General features: G+C 73.2%; 13 protein-coding genes. 8 read left to right on the plus strand and 5 right to left on the minus strand.

Translation table 11 applies throughout. From position 1 onward, the window contains the following. Window positions 1–261: 261 nt before the first annotated feature. The 3 genes from ACWV17_RS19810 to ACWV17_RS19820 form a co-directional block, all read right to left on the minus strand. Complete coding sequence (locus ACWV17_RS19810; protein WP_455360789.1) at window positions 262–1,251, minus strand: aldo/keto reductase; 990 nt, start codon at window positions 1,249–1,251, stop codon at window positions 262–264. A gap of 53 nt (window positions 1,252–1,304) precedes the next feature. Continuing rightward, window positions 1,305–1,898 (minus strand): Uma2 family endonuclease, encoded by a 594-nt coding sequence (locus ACWV17_RS19815; RefSeq protein ID WP_455360790.1) that lies wholly within the window; start codon window positions 1,896–1,898, stop codon window positions 1,305–1,307. A gap of 101 nt (window positions 1,899–1,999) precedes the next feature. Beyond that, on the minus strand, window positions 2,000–2,689 hold the full coding sequence (locus ACWV17_RS19820; RefSeq protein ID WP_455360791.1) for a GDSL-type esterase/lipase family protein: 690 nt from the start codon (window positions 2,687–2,689) through the stop codon (window positions 2,000–2,002). Between the two features lie 76 nt (window positions 2,690–2,765). On the opposite strand from ACWV17_RS19820, the gene ACWV17_RS19825 reads away from it, so the two are divergent. Continuing rightward, the gene (locus ACWV17_RS19825; protein WP_455351100.1) at window positions 2,766–3,776 is read left to right on the plus strand and encodes a WD40 repeat domain-containing protein; all 1,011 of its coding nucleotides are present in this window, start codon (window positions 2,766–2,768) and stop codon (window positions 3,774–3,776) included. A gap of 1,043 nt (window positions 3,777–4,819) precedes the next feature. Here ACWV17_RS19825 and ACWV17_RS19830 read toward each other — a convergent pair. Both ACWV17_RS19830 and serC read right to left on the minus strand, forming a co-directional pair. Then, complete coding sequence (locus ACWV17_RS19830; protein WP_455360792.1) at window positions 4,820–5,959, minus strand: Fic family protein; 1,140 nt, start codon at window positions 5,957–5,959, stop codon at window positions 4,820–4,822. 63 nt (window positions 5,960–6,022) lie between these two features. Then, on the minus strand, window positions 6,023–7,141 hold the full coding sequence (gene serC / locus ACWV17_RS19835) for a phosphoserine transaminase (protein ID WP_455360793.1): 1,119 nt from the start codon (window positions 7,139–7,141) through the stop codon (window positions 6,023–6,025). Between the two features lie 110 nt (window positions 7,142–7,251). Between serC and ACWV17_RS19840 the strand changes: the two genes are divergently transcribed. From ACWV17_RS19840 to ACWV17_RS19870, 7 genes are all read left to right on the plus strand, one after another. Beyond that, window positions 7,252–10,212: an FAD-binding and (Fe-S)-binding domain-containing protein gene (locus ACWV17_RS19840; protein WP_455360794.1), complete on the plus strand. Its 2,961-nt coding sequence runs from the start codon at window positions 7,252–7,254 to the stop codon at window positions 10,210–10,212. Window positions 10,213–10,248: 36 nt separating this feature from the next. Continuing rightward, entirely contained in the window at window positions 10,249–11,256 is a 1,008-nt protein-coding gene (locus ACWV17_RS19845) for an EamA family transporter (RefSeq protein WP_455360795.1), read from the plus strand. An 86-nt stretch (window positions 11,257–11,342) separates the two neighbouring features. Next, on the plus strand, window positions 11,343–12,134 hold the full coding sequence (locus tag ACWV17_RS19850; protein WP_455360796.1) for a TIGR03084 family metal-binding protein: 792 nt from the start codon (window positions 11,343–11,345) through the stop codon (window positions 12,132–12,134). A 212-nt stretch (window positions 12,135–12,346) separates the two neighbouring features. Further along, window positions 12,347–14,071, plus strand: coding sequence for an acyclic terpene utilization AtuA family protein (locus tag ACWV17_RS19855; protein ID WP_455360863.1), 1,725 nt, complete (start codon window positions 12,347–12,349; stop codon window positions 14,069–14,071). A 49-nt stretch (window positions 14,072–14,120) separates the two neighbouring features. Continuing rightward, window positions 14,121–15,728, plus strand: coding sequence for an acyl-CoA carboxylase subunit beta (locus ACWV17_RS19860; RefSeq protein ID WP_455360797.1), 1,608 nt, complete (start codon window positions 14,121–14,123; stop codon window positions 15,726–15,728). A 28-nt stretch (window positions 15,729–15,756) separates the two neighbouring features. Further along, window positions 15,757–18,063, plus strand: a complete 2,307-nt coding sequence (locus tag ACWV17_RS19865; protein ID WP_455360864.1) for an ATP-binding protein — start codon at window positions 15,757–15,759, stop codon at window positions 18,061–18,063. Beyond that, entirely contained in the window at window positions 18,060–19,238 is a 1,179-nt protein-coding gene (locus tag ACWV17_RS19870; RefSeq protein ID WP_455360798.1) for an acyl-CoA dehydrogenase family protein, read from the plus strand. The genes ACWV17_RS19865 and ACWV17_RS19870 overlap by 4 nt, the downstream gene beginning before the upstream one ends. Window positions 19,239–19,258: the final 20 nt, after the last annotated feature.

A 19,258-nucleotide genomic window follows, 5' to 3' on the forward strand; every position in this document is an offset into this window, starting at 1 on the left:
CCCCCCCCCCCCCCCCCCCCCCCCCCCCCCCCCCCCCCCCCCCCCCCCCCCCCCCCCCCCCCCCCCCCCGCGGCCGTCGCACGGCGGTTACGCTCAACGGGTGGACCCCAAGACCAGGAACCGGATCATGGCCGGTGTGCTCGTGCTGATGTTCGCCGTGATCGCCGTGGCGGCCGCGGTCGGGTAGCCGGCCGGCTGCCCCTGCCCGCCGCGGCCGTACGACGATCACCAGGCGGTCACCAGCGCGGTCACCAGGGCTGGTCACCAGGCGAACGCCTCCGGGGAAGGGCCCGGTCCCGGGAAGATCTCGTCCAGCGACGACAGCACCTCGTCCGACAGCTCCAGCTCCGCCGCGCGCAGCGCCGACGCCAGCTGGTCCGCCGTACGCGGTCCGACGATCGGGCCCGTCACCCCGGGGCGGGTGAGCAGCCAGGCCAGGGCCACCTCGCCGGGCTCCAGACCGTGCTTGTCGAGCAGGTCCTCGTACGACTGAACCTGTGCGCGGACCGAGGTGTTCGCCAGCGCGTCCGCCGAGCGGCCGGAGGCCCGCCGCTTCCCCTCGTTCTCCTTCTTGATCACGCCACCGAGCAGCCCGCCGTGCAGCGGTGACCACGGGATGACCCCGAGGCCGTACTCCTGCGCGGCCGGGATGACCTCCATCTCGGCGCGCCGCTCGGCCAGGTTGTACAGGCACTGCTCGCTGATCAGGCCGACCGAACCGCGGCGGGCGGCGGCCTCGTTGGCCTGGGCGATCTTGTAACCGGGGAAGTTGCTCGACCCCGCGTAGAGGATCTTGCCTTGCTGGATCAGTACGTCGATCGCCTGCCAGATCTCCTCGAACGGCGTGCGGCGGTCGATGTGGTGGAACTGGTAGACGTCGATGTAGTCCGTCCGCAGCCGCTTGAGGCTCGCCTCGACGGCCCGGCGGATGTTGAGGGCGGAGAGCCGGTCGTGGTTGGGCCAGACCTCGCCGTCGGCGGCCATGTTCCCGTACACCTTGGTGGCGAGCACGACCTTGTCGCGGCGGCCGCTGCCCTGGTCGAACCAGGAGCCGATGATCTCCTCGGTACGGCCCTTGTCGTCGCCCCAGCCATAGACATTGGCGGTGTCGACGAAGTTGATGCCCGCGCCGAGCGCGGCGTCCATGATCGCGTGACTTGCGGCCTCGTCGGTCTGGGGACCGAAGTTCATCGTCCCGAGGACGAGCCGGCTGACCTTGAGTCCTGTGCGTCCGAGCTGCGTGTACTTCATGAGTACACAGCCAACTCGCTGGAGCGCGCTCCAGGCAAGGGCGCCCCGCGGGGTCAGTCGCGGGGGAAGTCGTCGGTCTTGAGGGTGAGACCGACGACCGTTCCGGTGAGGTCGATCTCGACGCCGAAGCTCACCTTCAGCTCGGTGCCGTAATCCCCGTCCTTGGGCTGGGTGTAGACGTGGCACTTGCCCACATATGGATCGGCGATGAGGTAGACGGGGATCTCGGCGGTCGCATAGGCGGCCTTCTTCGGGCCGTAGTCGTTGACAGCGGTGTCCTTGGAGATGACCTCGGCCACAAACTCGACGTCCTGGTAGCGCCAGCGGCCCTTGGCGTTCTTTTCGGCGCGGTCGCCGAGCTTCGCGACATCCGGGGCGAACCCGTTCAGCCGGCCGGGAAAGTCGATGCGCACATCCGACATCACCTTCACACCCATGCCGAACCGGTCTTCGAGGGCTCGCACCATCCGGCGGATGATCTCCCAGTGGACGTCCCGCTGCGGCGACATGTGGATGGCCCCCTCGACGATTTCCGCCTTGAATCCCTCGGGGACGGGCATCCGCTCAAGCCACTCGAACATCGTGTCCAGAGTGAGCTCGTCGCTGCTGTCGGCCATGTCGATCCTGTCGGTCTCTGCGACGGTCATCGTGGCGCTCCTCCCCGCTGCCGCGTGATCGCATGCAGCCGCGCAGTACCACGATACGCACGGTGACCAGGACACGCGGGGCCGTTCGGCCCGGACAGCACCTATGCGGCGGCCCGGTGGTACGGCCCGCCCACGCCCCACGCCTGGTGCAGCGCGTCGGCGAAGGCGCCCGCCAGGCGGTGTTCGCCGGAGGCGTTGGGGTGCGTGCCGTCGTACGTGTCGCGGTGGATGTCGTACGCCTCCGGACGCGACGCCAGCAGCAGCGGCGAGGAGGGGCTGTCGAGGTCGGCGACGGCCTTGGCGAGCAGCACGTTGAAGCGGTCGCACTCGGCGGCGAAGGGCGCGTCGGACTCGGCCCGTATGTTCGGTATCACCGGCAGGAGTACGGCGCGGATGTGCGGGTTCGCCGCGCGGGCCGCGGTGATGAAACGGCGGGCGTTGGCGGCCGTCTCGGTGCTGTCCGTGTAGAAGCCGAGGTCGATCAGGCCGAGCGAGACGAGGAGGATGTCCGCCTGCGCGCTCGCCACCGCGTCGCCGATGACCGGCGCCGTGTGCTGCCAACCCTCGCCCCAGCCCGCCAGGTGCCGGCGGGCGTGCTCCGGGAAGCCGGGGTCGGCGTAGTGGTGCGAGACGGGGGCGTCGGCGGAGGCGTCGTACACCGCGGTGCGCGGACCGACGATCTCGAACGGGCCACCGAAGGACGCGCACAGGTGCTGCCACATCCGGTAGCGCCAGGTGTAGTCGCCGGCGCGTCCGATGGTCATGGAGTCGCCGACGAACATGAAACGCATCCGGTCATCATGGCCGATCACGCGCGGGGCCCGCGCTGTGACGCTGAACACGCGGGCGGGGTGGCAGGCTTGGGGCATGCGTTCGTTTCTGGGTGTGTCAGGTGCTGTCGCCGCGCTGGCCGTCGTGCTCGTGACGGCGGGTCCGGCCGCGGCGGCCGACGACTCCTTCACCATCGAGGACCCGCGGATCACCGAGTCCAGCGGCCTGGCCGCCAGCCGCGCCCACCCCGGCGTGTACTGGACCCACAACGACAGCGACGACGGCCCGTACGTCTACGCCGTCGACTCGAAGACGGGCCGTACGGTCGCGAGGGTCACCCTGACGGGCGTGGGCACGCCGCGCGACGTCGAGGGGATCTCGGTGGGGCCCGACGGGCAGGTGTACGTCGGCGACATAGGGGACAACCTCGGTGGGTCCTGGGACCACGTGTGGATCTACCGCTTCCCGGAGCCGAAGGTGTTGCGCGACGCGACGGTGCGGGCCACCCAGTTCACCGTCCGGTACGCCGACGGGGCGCGCAACGCCGAGGCGCTGATGGTCCACCCGAAGACGGGCCGGGTCTACATCGCCAGCAAGAGCGAGGAGAACGGCGGCCTGTACGAAGGGCCGGCCGCGCTGACCGCCTCGGGCTCCAACACCTTCCGCCGGGTCGCGGACGTGCCGTGGGTGACCGACGGAGCCTTCTCCCCGGACGGAAAGCGGCTCGTGCTGCGCGGCTACTTCAGCGCCCGCATGTACGCGTGGCCGGGCGGCGGCTCGCTCGGCGCCGCCGGTTCGCTCGGCGACGGCGAGCGGGTGGCCGCCCCGCTGCAGGGCCAGTCGGAGTCCGTCTCGTACACGGCGGACGGTACGGCCCTGATGTTCGGCTCGGAGGGCGCGACCAGCCGGGTGGTGCGGGTCGCGGTGGAGGGCGCCGGACCGGCCGGTGACAAGGCGCCCGCGAAGGACGGCGGTTCGCCGCCGTCCGGCGACGGGGGCGGCGCGTCGGCCGACGGGAACGGCCAGAACCTCACCGTCGGCGCGCTCGCCATCGGGGCGGCGGCGGTGCTCGTACTGGCCCTGAAGCGGCTGCTGCGCCGGAACTGAGGCGGGGGGAGCGGGGCGCGGTGTGCCCGGGGGCGAGGGTTGTGCGGCGAAACCCGGGGCCGCCCGGTTGGTGAGTATGGCGGGCCGGGTCGGACCGTCAAGGGCGCTCCTGCGTCGCGTCGCTGCGCGATGGCCTACGGCCCCCCTTGACCGTCCGCCCCGTCCCGCTGGTGCAGATGAGTGTCGGGCGGCCCCGGGGAGCGGGGCCCCACCTGAGTCGGGACGCTGGCTGCGCTCTCGTCGGTGACCTCACCCCGGCAGATGGGGCAAGACACGCGGCCACTTCGGGGGCTGCGCGGCTCGGCTTAGCGGCCGACGGCCGCCTGTTGCACCGGGACAACGCCCAATCCGAGGTGAGTTGACACCAAGCGGCCGAGGGGGCCCGCAGGCGGGCCATAAACCCCGGCAAACCGGACAGGATTGAGGCCCTGCGGACCCCTCATGCCGACAGATGTAGTCGTACCTCGGCTCCACCGGCCTGACGGCCGCACAGCCGGGGCCAGGTCCATCCCCGCCTGCCGCAGGCGACAATCACCCACCGGCCTGCGGCCGCTGAGCCGGGGCCGAGCCCCCGCGAGAAGGCGACGCCCTGCCCACCGGCCTGCGGCCGCTTGGCCGGGGCCGGGCCCAGCCCGAGCCGACCGCGCACCACCCACCACCCGGTGGCCGCTAAGCCGGGGCCGGGCCCATCCCGGGCCTGCCGCGCCCCGCAACCGCCCACCGGCCTGCGGCCGGCAGCGGACCGGGGCCAACCGATAGGCGCTCCCGGGGCCCCGCTCCGGGGGCCGCCCCCTCAACAAGCAGTAGCGGTGGAGGGACGGGGGTCAAGGGTGGGCGCAGCCCATCGCGCAGCGACGCGACGGAGGAGCGCCCTTGACGCCCGGCCCGGAGCCGCCATCATCACCAACCGGGCGGCCCCCTCCCCGCACTGCTCACTCCCGGGCACGGATGCCACCCACCCACCGGCCTGCGGCCCCCCACCCGCACCACCTACCCCCGTCCCACCCAGCCGTCCCTTCCCCGCACCAACCACCCCCGCCCGCCTATCCCTCGTACGGGTCCGTCAGGAGCAGCGGGCGTCGCGCCTGGTCCAGGACCCCTTCGGGGAAGCGCGACCCGGGTACGTAATAACGCGCCTTGGTGTTGCCCACCGGCTCAAGCAAGTTCGCCTCGACAAGGAAGCGGATGTCGCGTACCGCCTGCTGATTGCTGAGGTTCTCGGCCCGCTGGTACCGCGCCCTGCGGACACGGCCCGCCAGTGCAGCGTCATGCAGGGCGGTGACCTGGCGTTCGTCAACGCCATGGCGTTCCGCGTACGCGGACAGGTCTACCCAGCAGCGGGTGGAGCGGTCGATCCGGTGCTGTACCGACTGGGTCTGCTGGTGGTAGGCGAGCAGGTTGAATCTGATCCAGGCGGCGGTGTCGCGGTCCGGGGACCACTCGCGTCCGCCGACCTGCTTGAGAACCTTGTAGTACTCCCACGTGTTTCCCGGTTTGCCGAGCCAGGCCTCGATGGAGGAGAACTCAGGAGCCAGGGCGCCCCCGCGTGCGATGAGGAGAGTCTGCAGGCACCGGGACATGCGGCCGTTTCCGTCGGACCACGGATGGACGTTTACCAGGTTCAGATGTGCCATCGCCGCGCGGATCAGTACATGCGCATCGAGGTCCCCTTCGTTGAGCCAGGCGACCAGTTCCGCTGTCAGGTCGGGCAGAGCATCCGCGTCCGGGGCGACGTAGGCGGCAGAAGCCGGATCCCCCGGTTCGTTGATCCAGATACCGCGCCGGCGCCACTGGCCGGCGAGCCGGTCGGGATGATGGTGACCCTGGAGCATCCAGTGCAGCCCATTGAGCAGCGATTTCTCGTAGACGAAGTCCTGAGCGTCGTGAAGCGACTGGATGAACGTCATGGCGTGCTGGTAGGCGAGCGTCTCCGCCTTGTTCTCGTCGGAGGCCGCGACCTCCTGTTCGCCGTCGATCAGATCCTCGACGTCGACAGGGTCGACGGTGTAGCCCTCGATGGTGTTCGACCCCGCGATGGCCTGCGCGGTCAGCGTCTTGCGCAGGTCGGCTGTCCACTTGGTGGGTGTCTGCTGGACCTGATGCCGCAGTGCTTCACGCATGGCGTCGACGTCGGCCAGGACCGCATGGTCGTCGGGCGTGAGGGCCGGAGTCCGATAGAGCATGACCCGATGATACCCAGTGGGTGTCATCGGGTCACGGTCATGCTCTAGCTCGTGCGGGTCGGGTTACAGCTTCTCGATCACGTAGTCGATGCATGCCGTCAGTGACTCGACGTCCGCCGGGTCGACCGCCGGGAACATCGCCACCCGCAGCTGGTTGCGGCCCAGCTTGCGGTACGGGTCCGTGTCCACGATGCCGTTCGCGCGCAGCACCTTCGCCACCGCAGCGGCGTCGACCTCGTCCGCGAAGTCGATCGTGCCGATGACCTGCGAGCGCTTCGCCGGGTCCGACACGAACGGGGTCGCGTACTTGGACTCCTCCGCCCAGCCGTACAGCGTGCGCGAGGACGTCGCCGTGCGGCGTACCGCCCAGTCCAGGCCGCCCTGGCCGTTGATCCACTCCAGCTGCTCGTTGAGCAGGAAGAGGGTCGCCAGCGCCGGGGTGTTGTAGGTCTGGTTCTTCAGGGAGTTGTCGATCGCCGTCGGCAGCGAGAAGAACTCCGGGATGTGCCGGCCGGACGCGTGGATCCGGGCCGCGCGCTCCAGCGCCGCGGGCGAGAACGCCGCGAGCCACAGGCCGCCGTCCGCCGCGAAGGACTTCTGCGGGGCGAAGTAGTAGACGTCCGACTCGGTGATGTCGACCGGCAGACCGCCGGCGCCGGAGGTCGCGTCCACCAGGACGAGGGAGCCGGCGTCGGCGCCCTGCACCCGCTTGATGGGGGCGGCAACACCCGTCGAGGTCTCGTTGTGCGTGTACGCGTAGACGTCCACGCCCGATTCGGCCCGCGGGTCCGGGTGCGTGCCCGGGTCGGAGGAGATCACGGTCGGCTCGGACAGCCACGGTGCGAGCTTGGCCGCCTTGGCGAACTTGGAGGAGAACTCACCGAAGGCGAGGTGCTGCGACTTCTGCTCGATGAGCCCGTGCGTCGCGATGTCCCAGAAGGCGGTGGAGCCGCCGTTGCCCAGGATCACCTCGTACCCCTCGGGGAGGGAGAAGAGGTCGCGCACGCCCTGGCGCACCTTGCCGACCAGGTTCTTGACCGGGGCCTGGCGGTGGGAGGTACCGAGGAGGGAGGCGCCGGTGGCGGCCAGGGCGTCCAGCGCCTCCGTACGCACCTTGGAGGGGCCCGCGCCGAAACGGCCGTCGGCGGGCTTGATGTCAGCGGGAATCTGGATCTCAGCCACGGTCGCAGCCTAGTCCGTCCCCGCTCGCGCTTCCGCCGGACGTCCACCGGATGAGACGCGGCGACCCCATGGCCTGGCAGCGGTGAGGCGGAAGTGGGCAGGCTGGGGCCATGGCGAACACGGCGGGCGGAAGCGCACAACCGCAACCAGCACCGGCGCCGGAGGACGTGCGCGCGCTGGCCGCCGGGCTGCGGGCGGTGGTGCGCGGCGACGTGGACTTCGGGGCCGGCGGACGGGCCCTGATGACCATGGACGCCTCCAACTACCGGCGCGTACCGCTCGGCGTCGTCGCGCCACGCGACGCGCAGGACGTCGCGGCAGCGCTCAGCGTGTGCCGGGAGGCCGGAGTGCCGGTCGTGCCGCGCGGCGGCGGGACCAGCATCGCCGGGCAGGCGACGGGCACCGGTGTCGTCCTCGACTTCACCCGCCACATGCGGTCCGTCGTGTCGGTCGACCCGGAGAGCCGGACGGCCGTGGTCCAGCCGGGGGTGGTGCTGGACGTGCTGCGGGACGCCGTACGCCCGTACGGGCTGACCTTCGGGCCCGATCCGTCCACGCACGGCCGCTGCACCCTCGGCGGGATGATCGCCAACAACTCGTGCGGCTCGCATTCCGTGGCGTGGGGGACGACCGCCGACAACGTGCGCGAGCTGTCCGTCATCACGTACGGCGGGACCTCGCTCCGGCTCGGGCAGGGCTGGGCGGACGCGCCCGCGGGACTGCGCGAGCTGGTGGACGGGAACCTGGCGCTGCTGCGCACCGGCTTCCCCGCCGGGCTGCCGCGGCGGATCTCCGGGTACGCGATGGACGCGCTGCTGCCGGAGCGGGGCGTCGGTCTGGCCCGCGCGTTCTGCGGCAGCGAGGGCACGCTCGGGGTGGTGAACGAGGCCGTCGTACGCCTGGTGGAAGCGCCGCGCGCGCGGGCGCTCGCCGTACTCGGTTACGCCGACGAGAGCGCGGCGGCGGACGCGGCCGCCGGGCTGCTGCGCCACGGGCCGCTGACCGTGGAGGGCATGGCCCAGGACCTGGTGCCGGATCCGGGCGGGCTGCCGCGCGGGGGCGCCTGGCTGTTCGTCGAGATGGGCGGCGCCTCCCCGGACGAGGCACGGGCGCGCGCCACCGCACTGGTGCGGGCGGCCGACGCGCTGAAGGGGACGGTGGTCACGGACCCGGCGGCGCAGCGGGCCCTCTGGCGGGTACGGGAGGACGCCGCCGGGACCGCGACCCGGATGGCGGACGGCAGCGAGGCCTGGCCGGGGTGGGAGGACTGCGCCGTGCCACCGGCCCGGCTCGGCGCGTACCTGCGGGAGTTCCGGGGGCTGCTGGCCGCGCACGGGCTGCGCGGCACGCCGTACGGGCACTTCGGCGACGGCTGTATCCATGTGCGTATCGACTTCGATCTGCTGACCGCGGCGGGCGTGGCGCGGTTCCGCCGGTTCTCGGAGGAGGTGGCGGAGCTCGTCGTCGCGCACGGGGGTTCGCTGTCGGGCGAGCACGGCGACGGGCAGGCGCGCGCCGAGTTGCTGCCGAAGATGTACGGCGAGGAGGTCGTCCGGCTGTTCGGCGCGTTCAAGGACGTGTGGGACCCGGCGGGCGGGATGAATCCCGGCGTGCTCGCCCGGCCCGCGCGGCTGGACGAGAACCTGCGCTTCGCGGTGCTGCCGAAGCGGCCGGTGGAGGTCGCGTTCGGCTACCCGGAGGACGGCCCGGACGGCGGGGACTTCACGGCGGCGGTACGGCGGTGTGTGGGCGTCGCAAAGTGCCGTACGACCGCGACCGCGACCGCGACCGCGGGTGCGGGTTCGGGTTCGGGGGTCATGTGTCCGTCCTTCCGCGCGACGGAGGAGGAGCGGCATTCCACCCGCGGCCGCGCGCGGCTGCTGCACGAGATGCTCGCGGGCGAGGTCGTGACGGACGGCTGGCGCTCGGCGGAGGTGCGCGACGCGCTGGATCTGTGCCTGTCCTGCAAGGGGTGCCGCAGCGACTGCCCGGTGGGCGTGGACATGGCCACGTACAAGGCGGAGTTCCTGCACCACCACTACGCGGGCCGGCTGCGGCCAGCCGCCCACTATTCGATGGGCAGGCTGCCGCAGTGGCTGCGGGCGGCCGCCGTGCTGCGGCTCGCGCCGGTGCTCAACGCCGCGGGGCGGGTGGGGCCGTTGGCCGCGCTTGCCAAGCGGGTCGGCGGGATCGCGCCGGAGCGGCGCATTCCGGAGGTGGCACGGGTGCCGTTCAGCCGGTGGTGGTGGCAGCAGCGGGGCGAGCCGGCGGCCGGGGCGGGGCGGCCGGTGGTGCTGTGGCCGGACACGTTCACCAACTACCTGAGCCCGGGCGTGGGCCGCGCGGCGGTGGCGGTGCTGGCGGACGCGGGGCTGCGTACGGAGCTGCCGGCGGGGCGGGTCTGCTGCGGGCTGACGTACGTCTCCACCGGGCAGCTCGACCGGGCCCGCGCGGTCATGCGCCGCACGCTGGACGCGCTGGAGCCGGCGGGAGGCCCTGCGACGCCGGGCGGACCCGTCTCTGGCTCCGGCCCCGTACCCGTCGTCGTACTCGAGCCGAGCTGCGCCGCCGCGCTGAAGACCGACCTGCCGGAGCTGCTCGCCGACGACCCGCGCGCGCGGCGGCTGGCGGACCGGGTGCGGACCTTCGCGCAGGTACTGGAGGAGTACGCGCCCGAGTGGCAGCCACCCGTCATCGGCCGGGCGGTGGCCGGCCAGACCCACTGCCACCAGCACGCCGTGCTGGGCGACGCGGCGGAGCGGAGGCTGCGCGAGCGGGCGGGTCTCGCGGGCGAACTCAGCGGCGGCTGCTGCGGGCTCGCCGGGAACTTCGGCTTCGAGCGAGGGGGCGGCCACTACGAGGTGTCGGTGGCGTGCGCGGAGGAGCAACTGCTGCCTGCGGTACGGGCGGCGGGGGAGGGAACGGAGGTCCTGGCGGACGGCTACTCCTGCCGCACGCAACTGGCCCACCTGGCGGACCGCCGGGCGAAACACCTGGCGGAAGTGCTGGCGGAGGGGCTGGCGGACCGTGCGGGACGGTGGGGCGACGGTCGGCAGGTGGACAGTTTGTAAGGGAGAGCAGTCCCTAGGAGCCCTTACTGTGGAGAGATGAGCAAGTCCGCCCGTTCGGCCACCCCGACCACGCCCGGAACCCCGGTCAGCCCTGCCCCCGACGCCCCCGGCACCCCCGCAGCCCACTCCGGCGGCGGGCCGTCCCGAGGCAGCCGCCCGTCCGGCAGCGGCCCGTCGCGCGCCACGCGCCTCGGGCCGGTGGCCCTGGTGGTCGCCGCCGGGGTGTCCGTGCAGTTCGGCGCGGCCATCGCGGTGCTGCTCATGCCGCGGGCCGGGGCGGCCGGCGTGGTGGCGCTGCGGCTCGCAGCCGCGGCGCTGGTGCTGCTCGTCGTGTGCCGGCCGAAACTGCGCGGGCACTCGCGGTCCGACTGGGGCACGGTGTTCGCGTTCGGTGTGGCGATGGCCGGCATGAACGGCCTCTTCTACCAGGCCGTCGACCGGATTCCGCTGGGCGCGGCCGTCACCCTGGAGGTGCTCGGCCCGCTCGCGCTGTCCGTGATCGTGTCCAGACGGCTGCTGAACCTGCTCTGGGCCGGGCTGGCGCTCGCGGGCGTGGCCCTGCTGGGCGCGGGCGGCTTCGGCGGCCTGGATCCGGTGGGCGCGGCGTTCGCGCTGGGGGCCGGGGTCATGTGGGCGGCGTACATCGTGTTCAGCGCCAGGACCGGCCGGCGCTTCCCCCAGGCCGACGGGCTCGCGCTCGCGATGGTGGTCGCGGCGGTGCTCAGCCTGCCGATCGGTATCGCGGATGCGGGCGGGAAGCTGCTGGTGCCGGGCACGCTGGCCCTGGGGCTCGCGGTCGCGGTGCTGTCGTCCGTCCTTCCGTACACCCTGGAACTGCTCGCGCTGCGACGGCTTCCGGCTCCCACCTTCGCCGTACTGATGAGCCTGGAACCGGCCATCGCGGCGAGCGCCGGATTCCTGATCCTGCACCAAGCGCTGGCGCTCATCGACGCGTTGGCGATCGCGCTGGTCATCGCGGCCAGCATGGGTGCGGTCCGGTCGCAGACGAGGAAGCTCTCGCCGGAGGCCCTCCTGAATGAGTGACAACAAATAATGCAAGCACGCTTGCTTGTTTCTCTTCGCGCTGCCAGGCTGCCGTCCACGCCGTGGTACCCCGAGGGGAGCGCACCGTGTCCGATCCGTCCGCCGTGCTCGACGATCTGCGCAGCGAAGGGGATGAACTCGACCGTCTCGTACGGGAGTTGAGTACCGACGACTGGGCGCGTGGCACCCCCGCCGCGGGCTGGACCATCGCCCACCAGATCGCCCACCTCGCCTGGACGGACGAGGCGGCGCTGCTCGCCGTCACCGACGCCGACCGGTTCGCGGACATGGTCGGGCAGGCCCTTGCCAACCCCGACTCGTTCGTCGACGAGGGCGCCGAGGCGGGCGCCGTACTGCCTCCCGCCGAGCTGCTGGCCCGCTGGCGGGCCGGCCGCGAGGAGTTGCAGCGCGCGCTGCGCGCCGCCCCGCCGGCGCAGCGGTTCCCCTGGTACGGGCCGGCCATGAGTGCGGCCTCCATGGCGACCGGGCGGCTCATGGAGACCTGGGCGCACGGTCAGGACATCGCGGATGCGCTCGGCGTGCGCCGCGCCCCTGCCGACCGGCTGCGGCATGTGGTGCGGATCGGGGTCCGGGCCCGCGACTACGCGTACTTCGTACGGGGCGAGGAGCCGCCCGCCGAGGAGTTCCGGGTGGAGCTCACCGGCCCCGGCGGAGACCTCTGGACGTACGGCCCGCGGGACGCCGCGCAGCGGGTGACCGGGACCGCGCTGGACTTCTGCCTGCTGGTAACCCAGCGGGCGCACCGCGACGACGTGGCCGTACGGGCGAAGGGCCTGGACGCGGACCACTGGCTGGACATCGCCCAGGCCTTCGCCGGACCGGCGGGCCCGGGCCGCCCGCCGAAGAGCGACGCGTGAGCGCGGGCACGCGGGGGCCCGGCGCGGGCGCCCCCGGTGGGAGCGGCGGGCCGGGCACGGGCACCCCGGGCGCGGCCGCACGCGGCGCAGGCGCCCCCGGCGCCGGCAAGCCCCGTGCCGGCACCCCAGGCACGGGCACCCCCGGCGCGGGCGTGCCCATTGCGCCGGGCCCCGGCGCGGCCTCGCCCGGCGCAGGCAACCCCGGCGCCGGCATGCCCCGTGCGGGCACCGCACGCGCGGGCGCGCCCGGTGTCGGCGTGCTGCGGGTTGGGAACGCCTCCGGGTTCTACGGCGACCGCTTCGAGGCCGTACGGGAGATGCTCACCGGCGGCCCCCTCGACGTCCTCACCGGCGACTACCTCGCCGAGCTGACCATGCTCATCCTCGGCCGGGACCGGCTGAAGGACCCCCGCCTCGGATACGCGAAGACCTTCCTGCGGCAGCTCGAAGAAGGCCTCGGGCTCGCGCACGACCGCGGGGTGAAGATCGTCGCCAACGCGGGCGGGCTGAACCCGGCCGGCCTCGCCGACGCCGTACGGGAGCTCGCCCACCGGGTGGGCGTCCCGGTGGCCGTCGCGCATGTGGAGGGCGACGGCCTCCCCGTACCGGACGGTGTGCTGACCGCCAACGCGTACCTCGGCGGAGCCGGCATCACCGCGTGCCTGCGGGCCGGCGCCGATGTGGTGGTGACCGGGCGGGTGACGGACGCCGCCCTCGTCACCGGGCCCGCGGCCGCGCACTTCGGCTGGGGCCCGGACGACCTCGACCAGCTCGCCGGGGCCGTCGTGGCCGGGCACGTGCTGGAGTGCGGAACCCAGGCGACCGGCGGCAACTACGCCTTCTTCGCGGACCCCGGCCACGACGTCCGCCGCCCCGGCTTCCCGGTCGCCGAGATCCACGCCGACGGCTCCTCGGTCATCACCAAGCACGACGGTACGGGCGGCGTCGTCAACGTCGGAACGGTCACCGCGCAGCTGCTGTACGAGACGGCGGGCGCCCGGTACGCCGGCCCCGATGTCACGGCACGGCTCGACTCCGTACGCCTGACCCAGGCCGGGCCCGACCGGGTACGGATCAGCGGCGTACGGGGCGAGGCCCCGCCGCCCACCCTCAAGGCCGGGCTCACCCGGATCGGCGGCTGGCGCAACGAGGTGGTGTTCGTGCTCACCGGGCTGGACATCGACGCCAAGGCGGCCTTGGTGCGCGGCCAGCTGGAGGACGCCCTCGGGCGCGCGAAACGGCGGCCGGCGGAGTTCCGCTGGGAGCTGGCCCGTACCGACCGGCCCGACGCCGGCACCGAGGAGACGGCGAGCGCGCTGCTGCGGCTGGTGGTACGCGACGCCGACCCGGACGCGGTCGGGCGCGCCCTGAGCGGCGCCGCGGTCGAACTGGCGCTGGGCAGTTACCCCGGCTTCCACGTCACCGCGCCGCCGGGGAAGGGCGCGCCGTACGGAGTGTTCGAGGTGGCGTACGTCGACGCGTCGGAGGTCCCGCACACGGCGGTGCTCCCGGACGGGCGGCGGGTGGAGGTCCCGGCCCCGGCCCGTACGCGGGTACTGGAGCCCGCCCCGCAGCCTCCGCTGCCCGAGCCGCTGCCGCCGGGACCGGTGCGGCGGGTGCCGCTCGGGCTGGTGGCCGGCGCGCGCAGCGGCGACAAGGGCGGCAGCGCGAACGTCGGCGTGTGGGCGCGCACCGACGACGCGTGGCGCTGGCTCGCCCACACGCTGACCACCGAGCGGCTCCGCGAACTGCTGCCGGAGACCCGGGACCTGGCCGTCACGCGCGAGCCGCTGCCGAACCTGCGGGCGCTGAACTTCGTGGTGGACGGGCTGCTGGGCGAGGGGGTCGCGGCGCAGCACCGGTTCGACCCCCAGGCGAAGGGTCTGGGCGAGTGGCTCCGGGCCCGCCACATCGACGTACCGGAGGTACTGCTGTGAGCGTGCGGAACGTACGCGTGGAGGCCCTAGCCGCACCGGAGGTGGCCCGGTGACCGTGATCGCATCCGCGCTGGACGTCGGCGGAGCCGAATACGCCGACCACCGCGCCGCCATGCTGCACAAGCTCACCGACCTCGGCGCCGAGCACGCCAAGGCGCTCGCCGGCGGCGGCGAGAAGTACACCGCCCGGCACCGCGCCCGCGGCAAGCTGCTCGCCCGCGAGCGCATCGAGCTCCTGCTCGACCCCGACACACCGTTCCTGGAGCTGTCGCCGCTCGCCGCCTGGGGCAGTGCCTCCCCCGAGTACACAGTCGGCGCGTCGATGGTCACCGGCATCGGCACCGTCGAGGGTGTCGAATGCCTGATCACCGCCAACGACCCGACCGTACGCGGCGGCGCCAGCAACCCCTGGACCCTGAAGAAGGCGCTGCGCGCCAACGAGATCGCCTACGCCAACCGGCTGCCCTGCATCAGCCTGGTCGAGTCCGGCGGCGCCGATCTCCCCTCCCAGAAGGAGATCTTCATCCCCGGCGGGGCGCTCTTCCGCGACCTCACCCGTCTCTCGGCGGCCGGCATCCCGACCATCGCGGTCGTCTTCGGCAACTCGACGGCGGGCGGGGCATACGTCCCCGGCATGTCCGACCACACCGTCATGATCAAGGAGCGCTCGAAGGTCTTCCTCGGCGGCCCGCCACTGGTGAAGATGGCCACGGGCGAGGAGAGCGACGACGAGTCCCTCGGCGGCGCCGAGATGCACGCCCGCACCTCCGGCCTCGCCGACTACTTCGCCCTCGACGAGGAGGACGCGCTGCGCCAGGCGCGGCGCGTCGTCGCCCGCCTCAACTGGCGCAAGGCGCAGCCCGATCCGGGTCCCGCCGAGCCGCCCAGGTACGACGAGGACGAACTCCTCGGCATCGTCCCCGGCGACCTGAAGACCCCCTTCGACCCCCGCGAGGTCATCGCACGGATCGTCGACGGCTCGGACTTCGACGAGTTCAAGCCGCTGTACGGGACGAGCCTGGCCACCGGCTGGGCGCGGCTGCACGGCTATCCGGTGGGCATCCTCGCCAACGCGCAGGGCGTGCTCTTCTCCGCCGAGTCCCAGAAGGCCGCCCAGTTCATCCAGTTGGCGAACCAGCGCGACATCCCGCTGCTCTTCCTGCACAACACCACCGGCTACATGGTCGGCAAGGAGTACGAGCAGGGCGGCATCATCAAGCACGGCGCGATGATGATCAACGCGGTGTCAAACTCGAAGGTCCCGCACCTGTCCGTCCTGATGGGCGCGTCGTACGGAGCCGGCCACTACGGCATGTGCGGCCGCGCGTACGACCCGCGCTTCCTCTTCGCCTGGCCCAGCGCCAAGTCGGCGGTCATGGGGCCGCAGCAGCTGGCGGGCGTGCTGTCGATCGTGGCCCGGGCCTCGGCGACGGCCAAGGGGCAGCCGTACGACGACGAGGCCGACGCGGCGCTGCGCGCCATGGTCGAGCAGCAGATCGAGTCCGAGTCCCTGCCGATGTTCCTGTCCGGACGGTTGTACGACGACGGGGTCATCGACCCGCGCGACACCCGCACCGTGCTCGGCCTGTGCCTGTCGGCCCTCCACAACGCGCCGGTGGAGGGCGCGCGTGGCGGCTTCGGCGTCTTCCGGATGTGAGGCGGAAATGACCACCGAGACCACCGCAATGATCGGCTCTGTTCTGGTCGCCAACCGGGGCGAGATCGCCTGCCGGGTCTTCCGCACCTGCCGCGCGCTGGGCCTGGCCACCGTCGCCGTGTACTCCGACGCGGACGCGGGCGCGCTGCACGTACGCGAGGCGGACGCGGCGGTACGGCTGCCCGGCGCCGCGCCCGCCGACACGTATCTGCGCGGTGATCTGATCGTCAAGGCGGCGCTCGCGGCGGGCGCGGACGCGGTCCACCCCGGGTACGGCTTCCTGTCCGAGAACGCGGAGTTCGCGCGCTCGGTACGGGACGCGGGGCTGGTCTGGGTCGGCCCGCCGCCGGAAGCGATCGAGGCCATGGCCTCGAAGACCCGCGCCAAGGAACTCATGGCGGCGGCCGGGGTCCCCCTGCTGGCCCCGGTGGACCAGGTGAAGGCCACCGAGGCGGACCTCCCGCTCCTGCTCAAGGCGGCGGCGGGCGGCGGCGGGCGCGGCATGCGGGTCGTACGCGACCTCGCCTCCCTGGACGGTGAACTGACCGCCGCGTCGGCCGAGGCGAGGTCGGCCTTCGGCGACGGTGAGGTGTTCGCCGAGCCGTACGTCGAACGCGGCCGGCACGTCGAGGTGCAGATCCTCGCGGACGCGCACGGCACGGTGTGGGCGCTCGGCACGCGCGACTGCTCCCTCCAGCGCCGGCACCAGAAGGTCATCGAGGAGGCCCCGGCGCCGGGGCTGCCCGACGAACTCCGGGCGTCCCTCCACGCGTCGGCAGTGGAGGCGGCGCGGGCGATCGGCTACCGGGGCGCGGGGACGGTCGAGTTCCTGGTCGCGGAGGACGGCCGCCCGTACTTCCTGGAGATGAACACCCGCCTCCAGGTCGAACATCCGGTGACGGAGGCGGTGTTCGGGCTGGATCTGGTCGCCCTCCAGCTCCGCATCGCGGAGGGCGCGCCGCTGCCGCCGGCCCCGCCCGGCGCGTCGGGCCACGCGGTGGAGGCCCGGCTGTACGCGGAGGACCCGGCCCGCGACTGGCAGCCGCAGACCGGCCTGCTGCACCACCTGTCGGTGCCGGGTACTGCGATGCCGGGGACTGCCGGTCACGGGCTACGGCTCGACGCCGGGTACGCAGACGGTGACGTCATCGGCGTGCACTACGACCCCATGCTGGCCAAGGTCATCGCCTGGGCGCCCACCCGCGCCGAGGCGGTCCGGAAACTGGCCGACGCGCTGGACCGGGCCCGCATCCACGGCCCGGTCACCAACCGCGACCTGCTCGTACGCTCACTGCGCCACCCGGACTTCGCGGCCGCACGCCTCGATACGGGCTTCTACGCCCGCCACCTGCCGACGCTGACCGGAACCGCTGCACCATCCTCACCGGCCGGCCCCGCACAGTCGAAGCCCACGTCGCAGCCCCCGCTGCAATCGACGGGCCCGGGCAAGCCGCAGCCCCCAGCCCAGGCCGAGCCGCAGACGCAGGCCACGGACCCGGCCGAGGGGCGCCCCCCGGTCACGGCGGCGAGCCTGCCCGGGCCGCAGGCCCGATCCGGGGCGCAGGCTCAGCCCGCGCCGCAGGGCGCCGGGGCGCAGGGCACGGCCACCGTCCCGGTCACCGCCCCGGCCGAGCCGCAGGCTCACGCGCTGCCCCTTGCCGCGCTTGCCGCCGCCCTCGCGGACGCCGCCCAGCCGCGCGCCTCGCTCCCCGCCCGTATCGGCGGCTGGCGCAACGTCCCCTCCCAGCCGCAGGTCAAGCGCTACCGCGCCGAGCCCGACGGCACCGAGCACGAGGTCCGCTACCGGCTGACCCGTGACGGGCTGGACGCCGCCGGATTCCCCGGCGTACGGCTCGTCGAGGCGCAGCCGACCCGCGTCACGCTCGAAGTGGGCGGCGTGCTCCGGCATTTCGACATCGCCGCGTACCCCGCAACCGCGCACGGCAGTACCGCGAAAGCCGGCACCACGCACCGCACGTCCACCGTGTACGTCGACACCACCCCCGGCGCCCCCGTTACCCACACGGCCCCCGGCGCCTACGGCGCCCACGCCGCCCTCACCCCCCTGCCCCGCTTCCCCGACCCGCGGGAACGGACCGAACCCGGGTCCCTGCTCGCGCCCATGCCCGGCACCGTCGTCAGGGTCGCCGACGGGCTCGCGCCCGGCGACCGTGTCACCGCCGGGCAGCCCCTGCTGTGGCTGGAGGCCATGAAGATGGAGCACCGCATCACCGCTCCCGCCTCCGGCACGCTCACCGCGCTCCACGCCGCCCCCGGCCGTCAGGTCGAGGTCGGTGCCCTGCTCGCCGTCGTACAGGAGGAACCGCAGTCATGAGCACAGCCCGAACCGCCGGCACCGTCCTCGAAACCGAAGAGCACCAGGCCCTGCGCGCCGCCGTCGCCGCCCTCGGCCGGCGCTACGGACGCGACTACCTCACCCGCCTTGTACGCGACGGAGGCCGCCCCGACGAGCTGTGGGCCGAGGCCGCCAAGCTCGGCTACCTCGGCGTCAACCTCCCCGAGGAGTACGGCGGCGGAGGCGGCGGCATCGCCGAACTCTCCATCGTGCTGGAGGAGCTGGGCGCCGCCGGCTGCCCGCTGCTCATGATGGTCGTCTCGCCCGCGATCTGCGGCACGGTCATCGCCCGCTTCGGCACCGAACAGCAGAAGCGGCAGTGGCTGCCGGGGCTCGCCGACGGCAGCCTCACCATGGCCTTCGGCATCACCGAGCCCGACGCCGGCTCCAACTCCCACCGCATCACCACCACCGCCCGCCGCGACGGCGACGGCTGGCTGCTCACCGGCCGCAAGGTCTTCATCTCCGGCGTCGACATCGCGGACGCGACCCTCATCGTCGGCCGCACCGAAGACGCCCGCACCGGACGCCTCAAGCCCTGCCTGTTCATCGTCCCCCGCGACACCCCCGGCTTCAGCCGCTCCCAGATCGACATGGAACTGGCCGCCGCCGAGAAGCAGTTCGAGCTCGTCCTCGACGACGTCCGGCTGCCCGCCGACGCACTCGTCGGCGAGGAGGACGCCGGCCTCCTCCAGCTCTTCGCCGGCCTCAACCCCGAACGCATCATGACCGCCGCGTTCGCCCTCGGCATGGGCCGGTACGCCGTCGCCCGGGCCGTCGAGTACGCCAAGACCCGCGAGGTCTGGAAGCAGCCCATCGGCGGGCACCAGGCCATCGCCCACCCCCTCGCCCAGGCGCACATCGAGCTCGAACTCGCCCGGCTGATGATGCAGAAGGCCGCCCACCTGTACGACGCGGGCGACGACCTCGGCGCGGGCGAGGCGGCCAACATGGCCAAGTACGCGGCCGCCGAGGCCTGCGTGCGGGCCGTCGACCAGTCCGTACACACGCTCGGCGGCAACGGCCTCACCCGCGAGTACGGCCTCGCCTCCCTCATCACCGCCGCCCGCGTCGCCCGGATCGCACCCGTCAGCAGGGAGATGATCCTGAACTTCGTCTCGCACCAGTCCCTGGGTCTCCCCAAGTCGTACTAGTGCGAGGGATTCTGGGCCCC

It is taken from the genome of Streptomyces mabaensis (assembly GCF_053763515.1).

Excerpts from the sequence above, each read along its gene's own strand:
- ACWV17_RS19825 (WP_455351100.1), top strand. The coding sequence starts at position 2,766 with ATGCGTTCGTTTCTGGGTGTGTCAGGTGCTGTCGCCGCGCTGGCCGTC.
- ACWV17_RS19815 (WP_455360790.1), bottom strand. The coding sequence starts at position 1,898 with ATGACCGTCGCAGAGACCGACAGGATCGACATGGCCGACAGCAGCGAC.
- ACWV17_RS19865 (WP_455360864.1), top strand. The coding sequence starts at position 15,757 with ATGATCGGCTCTGTTCTGGTCGCCAACCGGGGCGAGATCGCCTGCCGG.
- ACWV17_RS19855 (WP_455360863.1), top strand. The coding sequence starts at position 12,347 with ATGCCCCGTGCGGGCACCGCACGCGCGGGCGCGCCCGGTGTCGGCGTG.
- ACWV17_RS19820 (WP_455360791.1), bottom strand. The coding sequence starts at position 2,689 with ATGCGTTTCATGTTCGTCGGCGACTCCATGACCATCGGACGCGCCGGC.
- ACWV17_RS19840 (WP_455360794.1), top strand. The coding sequence starts at position 7,252 with ATGGCGAACACGGCGGGCGGAAGCGCACAACCGCAACCAGCACCGGCG.
- ACWV17_RS19830 (WP_455360792.1), bottom strand. The coding sequence starts at position 5,959 with ATGCTCTATCGGACTCCGGCCCTCACGCCCGACGACCATGCGGTCCTG.
- ACWV17_RS19810 (WP_455360789.1), bottom strand. The coding sequence starts at position 1,251 with ATGAAGTACACGCAGCTCGGACGCACAGGACTCAAGGTCAGCCGGCTC.
- ACWV17_RS19845 (WP_455360795.1), top strand. The coding sequence starts at position 10,249 with ATGAGCAAGTCCGCCCGTTCGGCCACCCCGACCACGCCCGGAACCCCG.
- ACWV17_RS19870 (WP_455360798.1), top strand. The coding sequence starts at position 18,060 with ATGAGCACAGCCCGAACCGCCGGCACCGTCCTCGAAACCGAAGAGCAC.